At 59.5% G+C, this 18,340-nt stretch carries 18 protein-coding genes and 1 pseudogene; all 19 read left to right on the top strand.

Annotation, left to right across the window (positions count from 1 at the left end):
* The first annotated feature begins 40 nt into the window (after nt 1–40).
* The 19 genes and pseudogenes from fabF (at nt 41) to ACA061_RS19230 (ending at nt 18,271) form a co-directional block, all read left to right on the top strand.
* Nucleotides 41–1,285, top strand: a complete 1,245-nt coding sequence (gene fabF / locus ACA061_RS19320; RefSeq protein WP_150605230.1) for a beta-ketoacyl-ACP synthase II — start codon at nt 41–43, stop codon at nt 1,283–1,285.
* Nucleotides 1,285–2,100: an aminodeoxychorismate lyase gene (gene pabC / locus ACA061_RS19315; protein WP_210554027.1), complete on the top strand. Its 816-nt coding sequence runs from the start codon at nt 1,285–1,287 to the stop codon at nt 2,098–2,100. Before fabF ends, pabC begins: the two co-directional genes overlap by 1 nt.
* A 3-nt stretch (nt 2,101–2,103) precedes the next feature.
* On the top strand, nt 2,104–3,279 hold the full coding sequence (gene mltG / locus ACA061_RS19310) for an endolytic transglycosylase MltG (protein WP_210554026.1): 1,176 nt from the start codon (nt 2,104–2,106) through the stop codon (nt 3,277–3,279).
* Nucleotides 3,280–3,298: 19 nt separating this feature from the next.
* Nucleotides 3,299–3,931, top strand: coding sequence for a dTMP kinase (tmk, locus tag ACA061_RS19305; protein WP_150605233.1), 633 nt, complete (start codon nt 3,299–3,301; stop codon nt 3,929–3,931).
* Complete coding sequence (locus ACA061_RS19300; RefSeq protein WP_150605234.1) at nt 3,924–4,907, top strand: DNA polymerase III subunit delta'; 984 nt, start codon at nt 3,924–3,926, stop codon at nt 4,905–4,907. Before tmk ends, ACA061_RS19300 begins: the two co-directional genes overlap by 8 nt.
* Before the next feature lie 57 nt (nt 4,908–4,964).
* Nucleotides 4,965–5,321: a PilZ domain-containing protein gene (locus tag ACA061_RS19295; protein WP_042560427.1), complete on the top strand. Its 357-nt coding sequence runs from the start codon at nt 4,965–4,967 to the stop codon at nt 5,319–5,321.
* Between the two features lie 14 nt (nt 5,322–5,335).
* On the top strand, nt 5,336–6,127 hold the full coding sequence (locus tag ACA061_RS19290; RefSeq protein ID WP_210700376.1) for a TatD family hydrolase: 792 nt from the start codon (nt 5,336–5,338) through the stop codon (nt 6,125–6,127).
* A gap of 472 nt (nt 6,128–6,599) precedes the next feature.
* A complete protein-coding gene (locus tag ACA061_RS19285; protein ID WP_007908276.1) occupies nt 6,600–7,238 on the top strand; it encodes a TetR/AcrR family transcriptional regulator in 639 nt (212 codons plus the stop codon).
* A gap of 137 nt (nt 7,239–7,375) precedes the next feature.
* The gene (locus ACA061_RS19280; protein ID WP_150616010.1) at nt 7,376–8,344 is read left to right on the top strand and encodes a GTP 3',8-cyclase MoaA; all 969 of its coding nucleotides are present in this window, start codon (nt 7,376–7,378) and stop codon (nt 8,342–8,344) included.
* A gap of 170 nt (nt 8,345–8,514) precedes the next feature.
* Nucleotides 8,515–9,120, top strand: coding sequence for a DUF4823 domain-containing protein (locus ACA061_RS19275; RefSeq protein ID WP_150593043.1), 606 nt, complete (start codon nt 8,515–8,517; stop codon nt 9,118–9,120).
* A 16-nt stretch (nt 9,121–9,136) separates the two neighbouring features.
* Nucleotides 9,137–9,697 carry a DUF1285 domain-containing protein gene (locus ACA061_RS19270; RefSeq protein WP_210700377.1) on the top strand — a complete coding sequence of 187 codons (561 nt, stop codon included), beginning with the start codon at nt 9,137–9,139 and terminating at the stop codon, nt 9,695–9,697.
* Between the two features lie 141 nt (nt 9,698–9,838).
* A complete protein-coding gene (locus ACA061_RS19265; RefSeq protein WP_150616008.1) occupies nt 9,839–10,555 on the top strand; it encodes a FadR/GntR family transcriptional regulator in 717 nt (238 codons plus the stop codon).
* A gap of 131 nt (nt 10,556–10,686) precedes the next feature.
* Nucleotides 10,687–11,559 (top strand): annotated as a pseudogene (locus tag ACA061_RS19260) (SMP-30/gluconolactonase/LRE family protein); the annotation flags it as partial.
* A gap of 273 nt (nt 11,560–11,832) precedes the next feature.
* Complete coding sequence (locus ACA061_RS19255; RefSeq protein WP_210554023.1) at nt 11,833–12,651, top strand: SDR family oxidoreductase; 819 nt, start codon at nt 11,833–11,835, stop codon at nt 12,649–12,651.
* 135 nt (nt 12,652–12,786) lie between these two features.
* The gene (locus ACA061_RS19250) at nt 12,787–13,791 is read left to right on the top strand and encodes a substrate-binding domain-containing protein (RefSeq protein WP_150605241.1); all 1,005 of its coding nucleotides are present in this window, start codon (nt 12,787–12,789) and stop codon (nt 13,789–13,791) included.
* Nucleotides 13,792–13,846: 55 nt separating this feature from the next.
* Nucleotides 13,847–15,391 carry an L-arabinose ABC transporter ATP-binding protein AraG gene (gene araG, locus ACA061_RS19245; RefSeq protein ID WP_497299855.1) on the top strand — a complete coding sequence of 515 codons (1,545 nt, stop codon included), beginning with the start codon at nt 13,847–13,849 and terminating at the stop codon, nt 15,389–15,391.
* Nucleotides 15,392–15,403: 12 nt separating this feature from the next.
* Nucleotides 15,404–16,372, top strand: a complete 969-nt coding sequence (gene araH, locus ACA061_RS19240) for an L-arabinose ABC transporter permease AraH (RefSeq protein WP_042562174.1) — start codon at nt 15,404–15,406, stop codon at nt 16,370–16,372.
* 190 nt (nt 16,373–16,562) lie between these two features.
* Nucleotides 16,563–17,276, top strand: a complete 714-nt coding sequence (locus ACA061_RS19235; protein WP_150593050.1) for a GntR family transcriptional regulator — start codon at nt 16,563–16,565, stop codon at nt 17,274–17,276.
* Nucleotides 17,273–18,271 (top strand): ADP-ribosylglycohydrolase family protein, encoded by a 999-nt coding sequence (locus ACA061_RS19230; protein WP_497299854.1) that lies wholly within the window; start codon nt 17,273–17,275, stop codon nt 18,269–18,271. The genes ACA061_RS19235 and ACA061_RS19230 overlap by 4 nt, the downstream gene beginning before the upstream one ends.
* Nucleotides 18,272–18,340 lie beyond the last annotated feature (69 nt).

Here is an 18,340-nt window from a genome sequence, read left to right as displayed (position 1 = left end):
AGGCCTGATGCAAAGTCGTCATTTGAAAAAGGAGAGTGCTGTGTCGCGTAGACGCGTCGTAGTCACCGGTATGGGTATGTTGTCGCCACTGGGCACGGATGTGCCGAGCAGTTGGCAGGGCATTCTGGCTGGCCGCAGTGGCATTGGTCTGATCGAACACACCGACCTTTCTGCCTATTCCACCCGCTTTGGCGGCTCGGTAAAGGGCTTCAATGTCGAGGAATACCTGTCGGTCAAGGAAGCGCGCAAGCTCGACCTGTTCATTCAGTACGGTCTCGCGGCTGGCTTTCAAGCCGTTCGCAACGCTGGCCTGGAAGTTACCGACGCCAACCGTGAGCGCATTGGCGTGGCCATGGGTTCGGGCATCGGCGGTCTGACCAATATCGAAGAAACCAGCCGTACTTTGCATGAGACGGGCCCGCGTCGAATCTCGCCATTCTTCGTGCCAGGCTCGATCATCAATATGATTTCCGGTTTTCTGTCGATCCATCTGGGCGCACAGGGACCTAACTACGCCATCGCTACAGCGTGTACCACCGGTACGCACTGCATCGGCATGGCGGCGCGCAACATCATGTACGACGAAGCCGACGTGATGATTGCCGGCGGTGCCGAAATGGCCGCATGCGGTCTGGGCATGGGCGGCTTCGGCGCGTCCCGTGCGCTGTCGACCCGCAACGATGAACCGACTCGCGCAAGCCGTCCGTGGGACAAAGGGCGTGACGGTTTCGTACTGTCCGACGGTGCCGGTGCACTGGTGCTCGAAGAACTCGAACACGCCAAGGCGCGCGGCGCGACCATCTACGCCGAGCTGATCGGTTTCGGCACCAGTGGCGATGCGTTCCACATGACTTCGCCACCTGCCGACGGCGCGGGTGCAGCTCGCTGCATCACCAACGCCTTGCGCGACGCGAAGATCAACGTCGATCAAGTGCAGTACATCAACGCTCACGGCACCTCGACCCCGGCCGGCGACCTTGCCGAGGCCAACGCGATCAGGTCGGTGTTCGGTGAGCATGCCTACAAACTGGCGGTCAGCTCCACCAAGTCCATGACCGGTCACCTGCTGGGTGCGGCGGGCGCGGTCGAGGCGATCTTCAGTATCCTGGCCATCAACAGTCAGGTGGCGCCGCCAACCATCAACCTTGATGAGCCGGACGAAGGCTGTGATCTCGATTTTGTGCCGCACACTGCGCGCAACATGGACATCGATGTCGTGCTGTCGAACTCCTTCGGCTTTGGCGGCACCAACGGTACTTTGGCGTTCCGTCGGTTCGCAGGCTGATGGACAGCTGGGTCGACGGTCAACCGGCGGACACTCTGTCGCTGAAAGACCGCGGCCTGGCTTACGGCGATGGTCTGTTCGAGACCATTGCCGTGCATGACGGCCAGCCGGTATTGCTCGATCGACACATGACGCGGCTGGCCGATGGCTGCTCGCGTCTGGCTATCTCTGCCGATATCGAACTGATTCGCCACGAACTGCTGAGCTACGCTGCCGCAATGGGCGAGGGTGTGCTCAAACTCATCCTCACCCGTGGCGACGGTTTGCGCGGTTACGCGCCTGACCCTGCGGCGCCGGGTCGACGCATTCTGCAAGGCAATCCGCCGGCTGCTTATCCGACGGCACATGCCGAACACGGCATCCGCCTGTTTCCGTGCAACACGCGCCTGTCCAGACAGCCATTGCTTGCCGGACTCAAACACCTCAATCGACTGGAACAAGTGCTCGCCCGCGCCGAATGGCAAGACAGCGAGCACGCTGAAGGCTTGATGCTCGATCAGACCGGTCGCGTCATCGAAGGCGTCTTCAGTAACCTGTTTCTGGTGCGCGATGGTGTGTTGATCACGCCCGATCTGAAACACTGCGGTGTCGCCGGTGTGATGCGCGCGGAAATATTGTTTCAGGCCGAGTCATTGGCCATCCCCACCCAAACCGTCGATATCGGCCTGGAACAGCTGCAATGGGCCGATGAAGTGTTTGTCTGCAACAGCGTATATGGCGTCTGGCCGGTACGCGCCTACGCTGCACTGAGCTGGCCGGTTGGCCCGCTCACCCGTAAACTGCAAACCATTGCCCGCGCCCTACTGGATGCCTGATTTGTGAGACGTAAATTTTTGCTGCTGCTGGAAACCGGACTGGTTCTGGCAGGGCTGCTGTTGGGCGCCAGCGCCTGGAAGATTCACTCCGCGCTGGAACAGCCCCTGAACATCACGCAGGAAGAACTGCTGGATGTGCCCAAAGGCTCTACACCGACCCGTACCTTCCTTGGACTCGAAAGCGATGGCGTCATCAAAGACGCTTTCTGGCTACGGGTCTATTGGCGTTTCAATCTTGCTGGTACGCCGATTCACACTGGCGAATACCGCATGCAGCCCGGGATGACCGTCAACGGTCTGATCGATTCGTGGAAGCGTGGCGACGTGGTTCAGTACAGCCTGACGTTGGTTGAAGGCTGGAATTTCCACCAGGTGCGTGCCGCACTGGCGAAAGATGAAAAAATCGAACAGACCCTCAATGGTTTGAGCGACAGCGATGTGATGGCAAAGATTGGCCACAAGGGACTGTTCCCGGAAGGCCGTTTCTTCCCCGATACGTACCGTTTCGTGCGCGGCGTGTCCGATACCGAGCTGCTGAAAAAGGCTTTCGATCGTCTCGACGAAGTGCTGGCCAAAGAGTGGGAAAAACGCGCTGCCGATGCACCGTACAAAGAACCTTATCAAGCGCTGATCATGGCGTCCCTGGTCGAGAAGGAAACCGGTGTACCGCAGGAACGCGGCGAGATTGCCGGGGTTTTTGTGCGCCGGATGGCGCTGGGCATGCAGCTGCAGACTGATCCCACGGTGATCTATGGTTTGGGCGATCGCTACACCGGCAAGTTGACCCGCGCTCACCTCAAGGAGCCGACGCCGTATAACACTTACGTGATTCCTGGCTTGCCGCCGACGCCGATTGCGATGGTCGGGCGTGAAGCCATTCACGCGGCGCTGAATCCGGTGGGAGGCACCAGCCTCTACTTTGTTGCCCGTGGCGACGGTAGCCATGTGTTTTCTGACGATCTCGATGCACACAACAATGCGGTGCGTGAATTTCAGCTCAAACGCCGTGCCGATTACCGCTCCAGCCCGGCGCCGGCAACTACGCCGGAAGCGGCACCGGCCGCCGAGGAGTCGATTCCTGCGGCATCGCCGGATACTGCGCCCGAGTCGCTGCCGCAGGTTCCGACCGAGGAATCCGCGCCGACTCCTGACGCCGACGCACCACAAAACACGCAATGACTTTGATTAAGGACTGCCTGTGACTGGCTTGTTTATTACCCTGGAAGGCCCTGAAGGCGCCGGCAAGAGCACCAATCGCGAATACCTCGCCGAGCGTTTGCGCGCCGCCGGTGTCGAGGTCGTGCTGACCCGCGAGCCCGGTGGTACGCCACTGGCCGAGCGGATTCGCGATGTGCTGCTGGCCCCGGCCGACGAAGTCATGAACCCGGATACCGAACTGCTGCTGGTGTTCGCTGCGCGTGCTCAGCATCTGGCCGAGGTGATTCGCCCGGCACTGGCACGCGGTGCGGTGGTGCTGTGTGATCGCTTCACCGATTCGACGTATGCCTATCAGGGCGGCGGTCGCGGTTTGTCGCTGGAGCGTATCGCGACGCTTGAAGCTTTCGTGCAGGGTGATCTGCGCCCGGACCTGACGCTGATTTTCGATCTGCCGGTAGAAATCGGCCTGGCCCGTGCCAGCGCTCGTGGACGTCTGGATCGTTTCGAGCTGGAAGGTCGGGCATTTTTCGAGGCGGTGCGCAGTGCATTCCTCAAGCGCGCTGAAGCCGATCCTGCGCGCTATGTGCGCATCGATGCCGGTCAACCATTGGTCAAGGTTCAACAATCGCTGGATACCTTGCTCCCGAATTTGCTGGAGTTGGCTCGTGGCTGAGGCCTATCCATGGCAAGAAAGCCTCTGGCAGCAACTGGCCGGACGTAGCCAGCATGCTCACGCTTATCTGCTGCATGGGCCGGCCGGGATCGGCAAACGCGCACTGGCCGAGCGGTTGATGGCCAGTCTGTTGTGCAAGCACCCGACGCCGGAGGCTTGCGGTGAATGCAAATCCTGCCTGCTGCTCAAGGCCGGCAGTCACCCGGACAATTACATTCTCGAACCGGAAGAAGCCGACAAGGCGATCAAGGTCGATCAGGTGCGCGAACTGGTCAGTTTCGTGGTGCAGACCGCGCAACTGGGCGGGCGCAAGGTGGTGCTGATCGAACCCACGGAATCGATGAACATCAACGCCGCCAACGCCTTGCTCAAGAGCCTTGAAGAGCCTTCCGGCAATACGGTGTTGTTGCTGGTCAGCCACCAGCCGAGCCGTTTGTTGCCGACGGTCAAGAGTCGTTGTGTGCAGCAAGCCTGCCCGTTGCCGAGCGAAGCGATGAGCCTGCAATGGTTGGCTCAGGCGCTGCCGGAGAGTTCCGAAGCGGAGCGTGTCGAACTGCTGACGCTGGCCGCTGGTTCGCCGTTGATGGCGGTCACTCTTCAGTCCCAGGGCGTACGCGAACAGCGCGCGCAAGTGGTCGAAGGGGTGAAGAAGTTGCTCAAGCAGCAGCAATCGCCCACGCAATTGGCCGAAGAATGGAAAAACATCCCGATGCTGCGTTTGTTCGACTGGTTCTGTGACTGGTCGAGCCTGATCCTGCGTTATCAACTGACTGAGGATGAAGCCGGCCTTGGTCTGACGGATATGCGCAAGGTGGTGCAGTACCTGGCGCAGAAAAGCGCCCAAGGCAAAGTGCTCGAAATTCAGGACTGGATCCTCGCGCAGCGCCAAAAAGTGTTGAGCAAAGCCAATCTCAATCCGGCGCTATTGCTCGAAGCGCTGTTGGTGCAATGGGCGGGACTGCCAGGCCAGCGGTGATCCCCGCAAAAACGACGGTGTGCGCCTAGACTCTGAAGATCAGCAGTGGAGGTCAACATGAATGAACCCGTCAGCCCGGGCCCGCGCAACGGCATTTTGTCCCTGACAATCAAGGACAAGTCGGTGCTTTACGCCGCTTACATGCCGTTCATCAAGAACGGTGGCCTGTTCATCCCGACCAACAAGAGCTACAAGTTGGGCGACGAGGTGTTCATGCTGTTGAACCTGATGGATGAGCCGGAAAAGATCCCGGTTGCCGGCAAAGTCACCTGGATTACGCCCAAAGGCGCACAAGGCAATCGCGCAGCCGGTGTCGGCGTGCAGTTCAACGACGGCGACAACACCGCGCGCAGTCGCATCGAAACCCATCTGGCCGGAGCCCTCAAGTCCGACCGTCCCACTCATACGATGTAAGTAGCCGTATTTTTATGCTCGTAGATTCCCATTGTCACCTTGATCGCCTCGACCTCGCCGCCCATGACGGCTCGCTGGATGCCGCACTCGATGCGGCCCGCGAGCGCGGGGTAGGGCATTTTCTGTGCATCGGCGTGAGCGCCGACAACGCCGCTGACGTCAAAGCGCTCGCCGAGCGTTACGACGATGTCGATTGCTCGGTAGGCGTGCATCCTCTCGATGTGCAACCCGGCGCCGCCCCCGCGCTGGACTGGTTGCTGCACGAACTCAACCACCCGAAAGTGGTGGCGATCGGTGAAACCGGTCTGGATTACCACTACGAGCCGGAAGCCGCCGAGCTGCAGCAGGCGTCGTTCCGCCTGCACCTGCAAGCGGCGCAGCAAACCGGCAAACCAGTGATCATCCACACCCGCGGCGCCCGTGCCGATACCCTCGAACTGCTGCGTGAAGCCGCGTTGCCACAGGCCGGGGTGCTGCATTGCTTCACCGAAGACTGGGACATGGCCAAGGCCGCGCTGGACATGGGTTATTACATTTCCCTGTCAGGCATCGTCACCTTCCGCAATGCTGATGCCTTGCGTGATGTGGCGAGCAAAGTCCCGGCGGATCGTCTGCTGGTTGAAACAGATTCGCCTTATCTGGCGCCGATCCCTTATCGCGGCAAGCCGAACCTGCCGCAATACGTGCGTGAAGTGGCAGAGTTCCTGGCGATGCTGCGCGGCGAAAAGTACGAGCGTTTTGCCGAGCAGACCACCGAGAACTTCAAACGCCTGTTCCCGCTGGCGCACGTCAAAGCTTCAGGTTAACGCCGCCGACCTGTAGGAGATGCCGAAGGCTGCGATCTTTTGATCTTTTTTTTGAAAAGCAAGGTCAACAGATCGCAGCCTGCGGCAGCTGCTACAAGTGTGAGGTTCGGGATAGACCGGTCGATCACCAAATCGCAGGCAAAAAAAACCCGGGTTCTGGGGGGTGAATCCGGGTTAAGACCATTAGGAGTAAAACAAAGGCACGCGGTCCGTTGGTACCTTTATCGGCGCGGCACTTGGGGGAGATGCCGCCCGACAGTTGAAGTATTGATCAGTCTGGCGTGCAGTCCAGTTAGCGGGTCGTGGTTTTTAAACAAATTTGGAATACGTTCGCTTCAGTTGAGTTCTCATTGCGCCGAAAACGTTCTCAAAATGAACAAGAAACACAGATATGGTCGGATGATCCGTGCATTTTTGCGCAAGTTAGGCATAATACGCGGCTTCGAATTTTGACCCTTCAGACCTTTTTCTTATGCACAAAGAACCTCGTAAGGTCCGTGAGTTTCGTCGCCGCGAGCAAGAAATTCTCGATACCGCGCTCAAGCTGTTCCTCGATCAAGGTGAAGACAGTGTCACCGTCGAGATGATTGCTGATGCCGTGGGTATCGGCAAAGGCACGATCTACAAACACTTCAAGTCCAAGGCCGAGATCTATCTGCGCCTGATGCTCGACTACGAGCGCGATTTGAACGAGCTGCTGCATTCGGCCGATGTCGACAAGGACAAGGAAGCACTGTCCCGTGCCTACTTCGAATTCCGCATGCGCGATCCGCAGCGCTACCGTCTGTTCGATCGTCTCGAAGAGAAGGTGGTCAAGGGCAACCAGGTGCCGGAAATGGTCGAGGAGCTGCACAAGATCCGTGCCTCGAACTTCGAACGCCTGACCCTGTTGATCAAAGGTCGCATCAGCGAAGGCAAGCTCGAAGACGTGCCGCCGTACTTCCACTACTGCGCATCCTGGGCGTTGGTGCACGGCGCGGTCGCGCTGTACCACTCACCGTTCTGGAGCAATGTGCTGGAAGATCAGGAAGGTTTCTTCCAGTTCCTGATGGACATCGGCGTGCGCATGGGCAACAAACGCAAGCGCGACCCGGAAACGCCGAGCAGCTGAGCCATTCAGCTGCCTTATTGCGCGATGATTTCGTTACATGGCGCAGTACCGCAGGAATATACTCAGGCATAGGGCTTGCTAAAACTTGATTTGTGAGTCAAGTTTTAGCCGCTCGATTTCCTTTCGCCGGAGTGATCATGATCGTTGACCGTCAAGGCAGGCGTTTTCGCAATTTGCGGATCAGCCTGACCTCAGCCTGCAATTACGCTTGTACCTACTGCGTGCCCAACGGCAAGCGGTTGGTGGCTGCGCAGGATGAGCTGTCGGCCGACGCCATGGCGCGCGGCGTGGCGTATCTGATCGAAGCTGCTGGCATCGAGCGTTTGCGCATTACCGGTGGCGAGCCGCTGGTCAGCCCCAAACTCGAATCGTTCATGACCGCCGTCGGCAAGATGGGGCTGGAAGACATCAGTCTGACCACCAACGGTCAACTCCTCGCCAAGAAACTCCCGCTGCTGGTGGATGCCGGCCTGCGCCGGATCAACGTTTCTCTCGATACCCTCGACGCCGACGCGTTCCGCAGCATTGCCCGCGGCGGCGATCTGGCCACCGTGCTCGACGGTATGGATAAGGCCGCAGCAGCGGGGATGAAGATCAAGGTCAACATGGTGCCGTTGCGCGGGCAGAATCTCGATCAGGTCATGCCGTTGCTCGACTACTGTCTGGAGCGCGGGTATGAACTGCGCTTTATCGAGCTGATGCGCATGGGCCATCTGGCCAAAGACTCCAATGCCTTCCTGCAACAGTTTGTCAGTCTTCAACAATTGCTGGAGCTGATCGGTGAGCGTTACGAGTACGCGCAAGCTGATGCCCCTGTCGACGCTACGGCGGTGCGTTACGCGATTGCCGGGGTGGGTAATTTTGGGGTGATTGCCAATGAAAGCGTGCCTTTCTGCCGAACCTGCTCACGCCTGCGTCTGTCGTCGACCGGTTGGCTGCATGGTTGCCTGTCGTCGAGCAACCGCCACTACGTCGGCGATTTGCTCGATAAACCGCGTCACCAGGCACTGCCTGCGCTACAGCGCTTGCTGGTCAAGGCCTTGGGCGACAAGCAGGAAGTGGCGTTTTCCGGCGGCGCAACCATCATGAAAATCATCGGCGGCTGAAGTCCCGCATTCGCGAGCAAGCTCGCTCCCACAGTGGGAATGCATTTCCCTGTGGGAGCGAGCCTGCTCGCGAATGCGATCTATAACTTCACGAAGATCCTGAGCTGGCGCAAAAGCTGCATCCAACGCCCATTCGCCGGTTTTCCGTCACCGGCCTCTGGAGGAATAGGATGCGTAGCCTGGTTTTGCTGCTGGCCATTTTGGCGCTTGGCGGCTGTATGACTGTCAGCGATATGGCCGAAGGCACTCGCTATCAGATGAGCGACGCGGGGCTGCTGGACCACAGCGACAGCCGCCGCGTGAACAACTTCCGCATTCAGCCGGACTCATTCATCTACATCGCCCAGGGAGCATTTGCGCCGCCGGGTGGTTCGTATCCGCGGCCGAACGTGGTCGCTGAGGAAGCGTTCAAAGGCTTTATCGAATATTTCCCGATGGTTCGCCGCGCCCGTGCGCCGGCAGGCCTCGATCAGGCAATGGGCGAAGCCCGTGACGCCGGTGCGCATTACCTGCTTTACACCCGTTTCGCCAAAGCTGATGACCGCATCGGCAACTCTGATGAGTGGCTGGATGAGGAGGCGGTGGATCGTCTCGGTATCGACGGTGGCGTGATTCAGATCATGTTGATCGAGACCAGCACCCAGTATTTGATTGATACTGCACGAATCAAGAGTCGTGGCGGTTTACTGACGTTCCACGACAGCAAACCCGAAGACCTGATCGGCCCGCCGCTGGCGCAGTACGCGCGCAGCCTGTTGGGGATCGGCAACCAGTAATTTCAAGGAGTACGCCATGAGTGGCCCGCAAAAAGCCAATGACCTGTTGGGACAAATCCCCAAAACCAAAGGCCTGCCGCCGGTGCACTTGTGGAACCCGGACTTCTGCGGCGACATCGACATGCGCATCGCCCGGGACGGCACCTGGTATTACCTGGGCACGCCGATCGGGCGCAAGCCGATGGTCAAGCTGTTCTCCACGATCATCCGCCGCGACGGCGATGATTATTTTTTGATTACGCCGGTCGAGAAGGTCGGGATCAAGGTCGACGACGCGCCGTTCGTGGCGATTGCCGTGGAGGTTGAAGGCGAGGGTGAGGCGCAGGTGCTGCGCTTTACCACCAATGTCGACGAAACTGCCGAAGCCGGGCCAGAGCATCCGATTCGAGTTGAGATCGATCCGGTCACTCAAGAGCCTGCACCGTACGTGCATATGCGCACCAACCTTGAAGCGTTGATTCATCGCAACGTGTTCTACCAGATGGTTGAACTGGCTGTCAGTCGCGAAATCGACGGCCAGCGCTGGCTTGGTGTGTGGAGTGGCGGCGAGTTCTTCCGTATCGGCCTCGAACCTTAAAAGATCGCAGCCTTCGGCAACTCCTACATGGAAATGCGTTCCCTGTAGGAGCTGCCGAAGGCTGCGATCTTTTTTTGTCGTTGACACCCAATCATATGATCATTAGCTTGGTCACCCATTGCGATCCGCTTTGAGGTGTTCATGTCCAGCAGCTTTCATGCATCAACGGTTGACTGGCTGGGCAGCTGGATTGCCGCTGGCCAGGTAAAACCGGGGCAGACCATCAAGGTCGAGGCGGATCTGGGCGAGCAGCTCGGCGTCAGCCGCACCGTCATCCGCGAAGCGATCAAAACCCTCGTTGCCAAAGGCATGCTTGAAGTCGGGCCGAAGGTCGGCACCCGCGTGTTGCCGGTGCGCCGCTGGAACCTGTTCGATCCGCAGGTCGTCGGTTGGCTGTCACGCAATGGTCTGCCGGAAAACTTCGTCGATGACTTGCTCGACCTGCGCCGCACCATTGAACCGATGGCCGTGCGCTGGGCCTGCGAACGGGCGACGCTGGAGCAGATCGACGCCGTGCAACTGGCCTACAACGCCCTCGAGCGCGCGGTAGACAGCGGCGGCGATTACAACCGTGCCGATCAGGCCTTCCACGAATGCATCCTTGCCGCCAGCCATAATCAGTTCATCGAACAAATGGTCCCGGCGCTGGGCGCGTTGCTGGCAGTCTCGTTCGAAGTATCAGCGGCCGATCCGGATGAACTGCGCCGCACCTTGCCGATTCACAAAGACATGGCCGACGCCATCGCCGCTCGCGATTCTGCGCGAGGTGTGTGGGCCTGCATGACCCTGATCGACAACGCAGACCTGGCGATCAAACGGTTTTACCCGAAAGTCATGGCCGACAAAAAGGCCGGCTGAAAACACATGTCCCATTGTAGGAGTGAGCCTGCTCGCGATAGCGGTAGATCAGTGACTTTAATTTCAACTGACACGGTCCCATCGCGAGCAGGCTCACTCCTACAGATAAAAACAATAACGAAGGAGTCGATATGACCTGGACCGCACTGACCCAACACCGCGCCCAACTCGGTGAAGGCCCGTTCTGGGACGCGCCGACCCAGGCGCTGTACTGGGTCGATATCGCCGGCCAACAAGCCCTGCGCCTGATCGACCAAAACGTGCAGATCTGGCAAATGCCCGAGCACGTTTCCGCGTTCATCCCCTGCGCCAGCGGCGATGCGCTGGTCACCCTGAGCAGTGGCGTCTATCGCCTTGACCTCGACTCCCCGGGACTTGAACCGCGCCTGACGCTGTTCTGCGTCGCCGACCCGCAACCCGGCAATCGACCCAACGAAGCCCGCTGCGACGGGCAAGGCCGACTGTGGCTCAGCACCATGCAAAACAACATCGGCGAGCAGGGCGAAGATCTGCCGATCGTCCGGCGTTCCGGGGCCCTGTTCCGTATCGATCCCGACAAACGCGTCACGCCGTTGCTGCGCAACCTGGGGATTCCCAACACGCTGCTGTGGAGCGACGACGGCACCCGGGTGTTGTTCGGCGACAGCATGGACGCCACGTTGTACAGCTACTTCATCCACACCGACGGCAACCTCGACACCGCCAACATCTGGTACGGCCCCGACCAACATGGCGGTCCTGACGGTTCGGCGATGGATGCCGAAGGCTATGTGTGGAACGCCCGTTGGGACGGCAGCTGTCTTTTGCGACTGTCGCCGGATGGCAAGGTCGACCGCAAAATCGATCTGCCGATCAGTCGCCCGACCAGTTGCGTGTTCGGCGGCGAGGACCTGAAAACCCTGTACATCACCAGCGCCATGAGCCCGCACAACCATCCGCTGGACGGCGCGGTACTGTCGATGCGGGTTGATGTTGCAGGAAAGCTCTGTACGCGTTTCGCTGGAGAAATCCCAAAATATGGGATGCAAAATTATATATTGAGATTATTTGGCGGTCGGGTTTATAGTCGGCTCCAGCAGTAACACGCACTCACACTTAAAAAGAACAAAACAGGTGAAGTGATGCAGCGAATTTCCATCGCACTCCCACGCGGAGTCCGTGCCACGCAACGGTCCAATGCCGTCAGTGGCGCCTGCCTGTTCAGTTCTAAACGCTCTCCAGACCGGACATCGTCAGATGCCCGGTTTTTTTGCGCTTGCGAACAGGAGTCCTGAGCCATGGCTGAACCTCTTTCCCTGCCGCCGGTGCCCGCACCGCCGAAGGGCGAGCGCCTGAAAAACAAGGTTGTGCTGCTCACCGGTGCCGCTCAGGGCATCGGTGAAGCCATCGTCGCAGCCTTCGCTTCGCAGCAAGCCAAGCTGCTGATCAGTGATATCCAGGCCGAAAAAGTCGAGAAGGTTGCCGCCCATTGGCGCGAGCAAGGCTTTGACGTTCAGGCGATCAAGGCAGACGTTTCGTGCCAACCTGATCTGCACGCCATGGCCAAACGCGCCGTTGAACTGCACGGGCGCATCGACGTGCTGGTCAACTGCGCCGGGGTCAATGTGTTCCGCGATCCGTTGGAGATGACCGAAGAAGACTGGCGCCGTTGCTTCGCCATCGACCTCGACGGCGCGTGGTACGGCTGCAAAGCGGTCCTGCCGCAAATGATCGAGCAGGGTATCGGCAGCATCATCAACATTGCCTCAACCCATTCTTCGCACATTATTCCCGGCTGTTTCCCGTACCCGGTGGCCAAACACGGGTTGCTGGGACTGACCCGCGCACTCGGTATCGAATACGCAGCGAAGGGCATTCGCGTCAACGCCATCGCACCGGGCTACATCGAAACGCAACTGAACGTCGATTACTGGAATGGTTTCGCCGACCCGCATGCCGAGCGTCAACGTGCCCTCGACCTGCACCCGCCCAAACGCATTGGTCAGCCGCTTGAAGTGGCGATGACGGCGGTGTTCCTGGCCAGCGATGAAGCGCCATTCATCAATGCTTCGTGCATCACCATCGATGGTGGCCGCTCGGTGATGTACCACGACTGATCGATCGGATTCCACGCGAAGAAATCCGCCTGAAATCCAATCATCATACGATATGACTATTTTCAACAGGCTTTGCAGGAACGTGCTTTACCGCTTTTCAAACATTGCTCAAAAAAAATAACAAGGAGTCAGCTTATGAAACGTCGTTTCGGGATTCGTACCCTGTGCAGTGCCGCGCTCGCGGTCACCGCGTTCAGCCTGAGCAGTTCGCTGCTCGCCGCCGATGCGGTGAAGATCGGTTTCCTGGTCAAACAGGCCGAGGAGCCGTGGTTCCAGACCGAGTGGGCTTTCGCCGAGAAAGCCGCCAAGGACAGGGGTTTTGAACTGATCAAGATCGCCGTCCCGGATGGCGAAAAAACCCTGTCGGCCATCGACAGCCTCGCGGCCAACGGTGCCAAGGGCTTCGTGATCTGCCCGCCGGACGTGTCGCTCGGCCCGGCGATCATGGCCAAAGCCAAACTCAATGACCTCAAGGTGATTGCCGTCGACGACCGTTTTGTCGACGCCAACGGCAAGTTCATGGAGGACGTGCCGTACCTCGGCATGGCCGCGTTTGAAGTCGGTCAGAAGCAGGGCGCCGCGATGGTTGCCGAAGCGAAAAAGCGCAACTGGGACTGGAAAGACACCTACGCGGTCGTCAACACCTACAACGAACTCGACACCGGCAAGAAGCGCACCGACGGCTCGGTCAAGTCCCTCGAAGACGCCGGCATGCCGAAGGATCACATCCTCTTCGCCGCGCTGAAAACCCTCGATGTGCCAGGCAGCATGGATGCCACCAACTCGGCGTTGGTGAAACTGCCGAGCGCGGCGAAGAACCTGATCATTGGCGGCATGAACGACAACACCGTGCTCGGCGGCGTCCGCGCCACAGAAGCCGCCGGGTTCGCCGCGGCCAACGTGATCGGCATCGGCATCAACGGCACCGACGCCATCGGCGAACTGAAAAAGCCTAACAGTGGCTTCTTCGGTTCGATGCTGCCGAGCCCGCACATCGAAGGCTACAAAACCGCCGAGATGATGTACGAGTGGGTCACCACCGGCAAAGAGCCACCGAAATACACCGCCATGGACGACGTCACCCTGATCACCCGCGAGAACTTCAAGCAAGAGCTGGAAAAAATCGGCTTGTGGAACTGACGTAGCGACGGCCCGGGCAACCGGGCCGTTTGAACGGTGTGAAGAGGTGGCTTAAATGCACGCGCAAGTACAAACACAAGAACAACGCAACGGCGGCAGCCTGCGCTTCAACGGGATCGGCAAAACCTTTCCCGGCGTGAAAGCGCTGGACGGCATCAGCTTCGTCGCCCATCCCGGCCAGGTTCACGCCTTGATGGGCGAGAACGGCGCCGGCAAGTCGACCCTGCTGAAAATCCTCGGCGGCGCTTACATTCCGAGCAGCGGCGAGTTGCAGATCGGCGAGCAGACGATGGCGTTCAAGTCGACCGCCGACAGCATCGGCAGCGGCGTGGCGGTGATTCACCAAGAGCTGCATCTGGTGCCGGAAATGACCGTCGCCGAAAACCTGTTCCTCGGTCATCTGCCGGCCAGTTTCGGTTTGATCAATCGCGGCACGCTGCGTCAGCAAGCACTGGATTGCCTCAAAGGCCTGGCCGATGAAATCGATCCGCAGACCAAAGTCGGACGTTTGTCGCTGGGCCAACGGCAACTGGTGGAGATCGCCAAAGCCCTGTCGCGTGGCGCCCATGTGATCGCCTTCGACGAACCGACCAGCAGCCTTTCGGCGCGCGAGATCGACCGTTTGATGGCGATCATCGGGCGCCTGCGCGACGAAGGCAAAGTCGTGCTTTACGTGTCCCATCGCATGGAAGAAGTGTTCCGGATCTGCGACGCGGTGACGGTGTTCAAGGACGGTCGCTACGTGCGCACTTTCGAGGACATGAGCCAGTTGACCCACGATCAACTGGTGACCTGCATGGTCGGCCGCGACATTCAGGACATCTACGATTACCGCAATCGCCCACGCGGCGCAGTGGCGCTGAAAGTCAACGGCCTGCTCGGTCCGGGCCTGCGTGAGCCGATCAGTTTCGAGGCGCACAAAGGCGAGATTCTTGGTTTGTTCGGATTGGTCGGGGCAGGGCGCACCGAGTTGTTTCGCTTGCTCAGTGGTCTGGAGCGCAAAACCGCCGGACGCCTTGAACTGCGAGGCCATGAACTGAAATTGCGCTCACCGCGCGATGCCATTGCCGCCGGGATTTTGCTGTGCCCCGAGGATCGCAAGAAGGAAGGGATTATTCCGCTGGCCAGCGTCGCCGAGAACATCAACATCAGTGCGCGCGGCGCGCATTCGGGGCTTGGCTGCCTGATTCGCGGTCTGTGGGAGAAGGGCAACGCCGACAAACAGATCAAGGCACTGAAAGTCAAAACGCCCCACGCCGGCCAGCAGATCAAGTTTCTTTCCGGCGGCAATCAGCAGAAGGCCATTCTCGGTCGCTGGTTGTCGGTGCCGATGAAAGTCCTGCTGCTCGACGAACCGACCCGTGGCATCGACATCGGTGCCAAAGCCGAGATCTACCAGATCATCCATAACCTCGCTGCTGACGGTATTTCGGTGATTGTGGTGTCGAGCGACCTGATGGAAGTGATGGGTATTTCCGACCGCATCCTGGTGCTGTGCGAAGGCGCCCTGCGCGGCGAAGTCAGCCGCGACCAGGCCAATGAATCCAACCTGCTGCAACTGGCTTTGCCGCGCCACCGTGCTGACGGCGTGGCGAACTGAGAGGTGACTATGATGACAACCCAAAACGAAACCCTGCCGAAAGAGCGCAAACCTTTGGACATGCGCCGCTTCCTCGATGACTGGGTCATGCTGCTGGCGGCCGTAGGCATTTTTGTTGCCTGCACCTTGCTGATCGACAACTTCCTTTCGCCGCTGAACATGCGCGGGTTGGGCCTGGCGATTTCCACCACCGGCATCGCCGCCTGCACCATGTTGTATTGCCTGGCGTCGGGGCATTTCGACTTGTCGGTGGGCTCGGTGATTGCCTGCGCCGGGGTGGTGGCGGCGGTGGTGATGCGCGACACCGACAGCGTATTCCTTGGCGTCGGTGCGGCGCTGGTGATGGGCCTGATTGTCGGGCTGATCAACGGGATTGTGATTGCCAAATTGCGCGTCAATGCGTTGATCACGACGCTGGCGACTATGCAGATCGTTCGTGGTCTGGCTTACATTTTTGCCAACGGCAAAGCGGTGGGCGTGTCGCAGGAATCGTTCTTCGTGTTTGGCAACGGCCAGTTGTTCGGCGTGCCGGTACCGATCCTGATCACCATCGTCTGCTTCCTGTTTTTCGGCTGGCTGCTGAATTACACCACCTACGGGCGCAACACCATGGCCATCGGCGGCAACCAGGAAGCGGCGTTGTTGGCCGGGGTCAACGTTGATCGCACCAAGATCATCATCTTCGCCGTGCACGGTGTGATCGGTGCGCTGGCCGGGGTGATTCTGGCATCGCGCATGACCTCCGGGCAGCCGATGATTGGTCAGGGTTTCGAGCTGACAGTGATTTCCGCGTGCGTGCTGGGCGGGGTGTCGCTGAGCGGCGGGATCGGCATGATTCGGCATGTGATTGCCGGGGTGTTGATTCTGGCGATCATCGAGAATGCGATGAACCTGAAGAACATCGATACGTTTTATCAGTATGTGATTCGGGGATCGATTTTGTTGTTGGCTGTGGTTATCGATCGTTTGAAACAACGGTAAACCGTATTCCGCGGTATGGAGGAGTGAGCCTGCTCGCGATTGCGTTCTTTGAGACACATTGTTCTTGAATGTGCCGACGTCATCGCGAGCAGGCTCACTCCTACAGGGGAGCGCATCAACTTCCCGCCTTTCGTCATCTTCCTTAAATATTTCTTGCCCGCCACCGACCGTTTCGGTTATCACTTTGTACATGATTAGACAGGTACGATTCGACAAGAAACAACGGGTGGTCGACGAGCTCGTCCGGCGCATCGAAAGCGGCCTCATGGAGGACGGCTTTCTGTTGCCCGGCGAGCATCAGTTGGCTCAAGAATTCAACGTCAGCCGTGGCACGTTGCGCGAAGCGCTGGCCGAACTGAAGCGGCGTAAATACATCGCCACGCAAAGCGGCGTCGGCTCCATCGTCACCTTTGACGGTGTGGTCCTCGACCAACGCAGCGGCTGGGCGCAGGCGCTGGCAGACACTGGCGCGTTGATCAACACCGAAGTATTGCGCCTCGAAGCCGTGACCCGGACCGATCTTTCGGCTGTGTTCGGCTCCGATCAATTCATCCTGCTCGAGCGCCGTCGCCGCTCCAACGACGGCACGCTGGTCTCCCTCGAACGCTCGCTGATGCCGGCCAACGGAGGCCTGGAAAGCCTGCCGCGTGTCGGCCTGATCGACAATTCCCTGACCATCACCCTGGCCGCCTACGGTTACATCGGCGAGCGCGGCGATCAGTGGCTCGGCGCCGAACCCTTGAATGCCGAAGATGCCGAATTGCTCGGCCGTCCGCCAGGCACGGTATTCCTCAAAGCCCTGCGCACCACCTACGACCGGCAGAACCGTTTCATGGAACAGGTCGAAAGCCTGCTCGACCCGGTGCATTTCCGTCTGCACCTGCAATTTGGAGATTCGAAATGACCCCGCTCAACCGTGCCTTGGGTGCGTTTTATGGCCTGGCCCTCGGTGATGCGCTGGGCATGCCGACCCAATCGCTGAACCGCGAAACGATCAAGACGCGCTTCGGCCAGATCACCGATCTGCAAGACGCCGGTCCGCTGCAACCCATCGCTGCGAACATGCCCAAAGGCTCGATCACCGACGACACCGAACAGGCGATTCTGGTTGGCGAGTTGCTGGTCGAAGGCAAGGGCCATATCGAGCCGGCCATCCTCGCGCAACGGCTGATCGAGTGGGAAGCGCAGATGCAGGCCAAAGGCTCGCAGGACCTGCTGGGCCCGTCGACCAAGCGCGCCATCGAAATGATCCTAGCGGGTCATTCGCCGGAAGAGTCCGGGCGCTACGGCACCACCAACGGCGCGGCCATGCGCATTACCCCCGTCGGGATAGCGGCGGATGTTGCTGATCCTCAGCGGTTTATCGCCGCAGTGGTGCAGGCCTGTCAGGTCACCCACAACACCACGTTGGGGATTTCCAGCGCGGCGGCGGTGGCGGCGGTGGTCTCGGCCGGGATCAATGGCATGGATCTGGGCGAGGCGCTGAACCTCGGCCAACAAATCGCGCAACAAGCCGAGGTACACGGTCACTGGGTGGCCGGTGGGCGCATCGCTTCGCGCATCAGTTGGGCGCGCAGCATCAGCGTCGACAGCGACAAAGCGTTGCTGGCCGATCTGCTCTACGACGTGATCGGCACCTCGGTGGCGTCGCAGGAATCAGTGGTGGTCTCATTCGCCCTGGCGCAGCAGGTGGCCATCGGTGAAATGAGCGCGTTCGATGCGTTGTGCATGGCGGCGAGTCTGGGTGGCGACACCGACACCATCGCCGCGATTCTCGGCGCGATGCTTGGGGCCTGCCTGGGTCTTGAGTGTTGGCCGACCGAGATGATCGAGACGGTGAAAGCCGTCAATCATCTGCAGCTTGAGCCCCTGGTGAATGGACTTCTCACCCTGCGCTGAGGTACCTGTGTAGGAGCTGCCGCAGGCTGCGATCTTTTGATCTTCAGCAGTTTTCAGGCAGCCAGAAAA

This window comes from Pseudomonas sp. LBUM1668 (genome assembly GCF_059695715.1).
This window is presented reverse-complemented; position numbering and strand designations above follow the sequence as displayed.

What these genes read in the sequence shown, in the direction of transcription:
- pabC (WP_210554027.1), top strand. Translation starts at nt 1,285, where the DNA reads ATGGACAGCTGGGTCGACGGTCAACCGGCGGACACTCTGTCGCTGAAA.
- ACA061_RS19295 (WP_042560427.1), top strand. Translation starts at nt 4,965, where the DNA reads ATGAATGAACCCGTCAGCCCGGGCCCGCGCAACGGCATTTTGTCCCTG.
- ACA061_RS19290 (WP_210700376.1), top strand. Translation starts at nt 5,336, where the DNA reads ATGCTCGTAGATTCCCATTGTCACCTTGATCGCCTCGACCTCGCCGCC.
- ACA061_RS19285 (WP_007908276.1), top strand. Translation starts at nt 6,600, where the DNA reads ATGCACAAAGAACCTCGTAAGGTCCGTGAGTTTCGTCGCCGCGAGCAA.
- ACA061_RS19280 (WP_150616010.1), top strand. Translation starts at nt 7,376, where the DNA reads ATGATCGTTGACCGTCAAGGCAGGCGTTTTCGCAATTTGCGGATCAGC.
- ACA061_RS19275 (WP_150593043.1), top strand. Translation starts at nt 8,515, where the DNA reads ATGCGTAGCCTGGTTTTGCTGCTGGCCATTTTGGCGCTTGGCGGCTGT.
- ACA061_RS19270 (WP_210700377.1), top strand. Translation starts at nt 9,137, where the DNA reads ATGAGTGGCCCGCAAAAAGCCAATGACCTGTTGGGACAAATCCCCAAA.
- ACA061_RS19265 (WP_150616008.1), top strand. Translation starts at nt 9,839, where the DNA reads ATGTCCAGCAGCTTTCATGCATCAACGGTTGACTGGCTGGGCAGCTGG.
- ACA061_RS19255 (WP_210554023.1), top strand. Translation starts at nt 11,833, where the DNA reads ATGGCTGAACCTCTTTCCCTGCCGCCGGTGCCCGCACCGCCGAAGGGC.
- ACA061_RS19250 (WP_150605241.1), top strand. Translation starts at nt 12,787, where the DNA reads ATGAAACGTCGTTTCGGGATTCGTACCCTGTGCAGTGCCGCGCTCGCG.
- araG (WP_497299855.1), top strand. Translation starts at nt 13,847, where the DNA reads ATGCACGCGCAAGTACAAACACAAGAACAACGCAACGGCGGCAGCCTG.
- araH (WP_042562174.1), top strand. Translation starts at nt 15,404, where the DNA reads ATGACAACCCAAAACGAAACCCTGCCGAAAGAGCGCAAACCTTTGGAC.
- ACA061_RS19235 (WP_150593050.1), top strand. Translation starts at nt 16,563, where the DNA reads ATGATTAGACAGGTACGATTCGACAAGAAACAACGGGTGGTCGACGAG.
- ACA061_RS19230 (WP_497299854.1), top strand. Translation starts at nt 17,273, where the DNA reads ATGACCCCGCTCAACCGTGCCTTGGGTGCGTTTTATGGCCTGGCCCTC.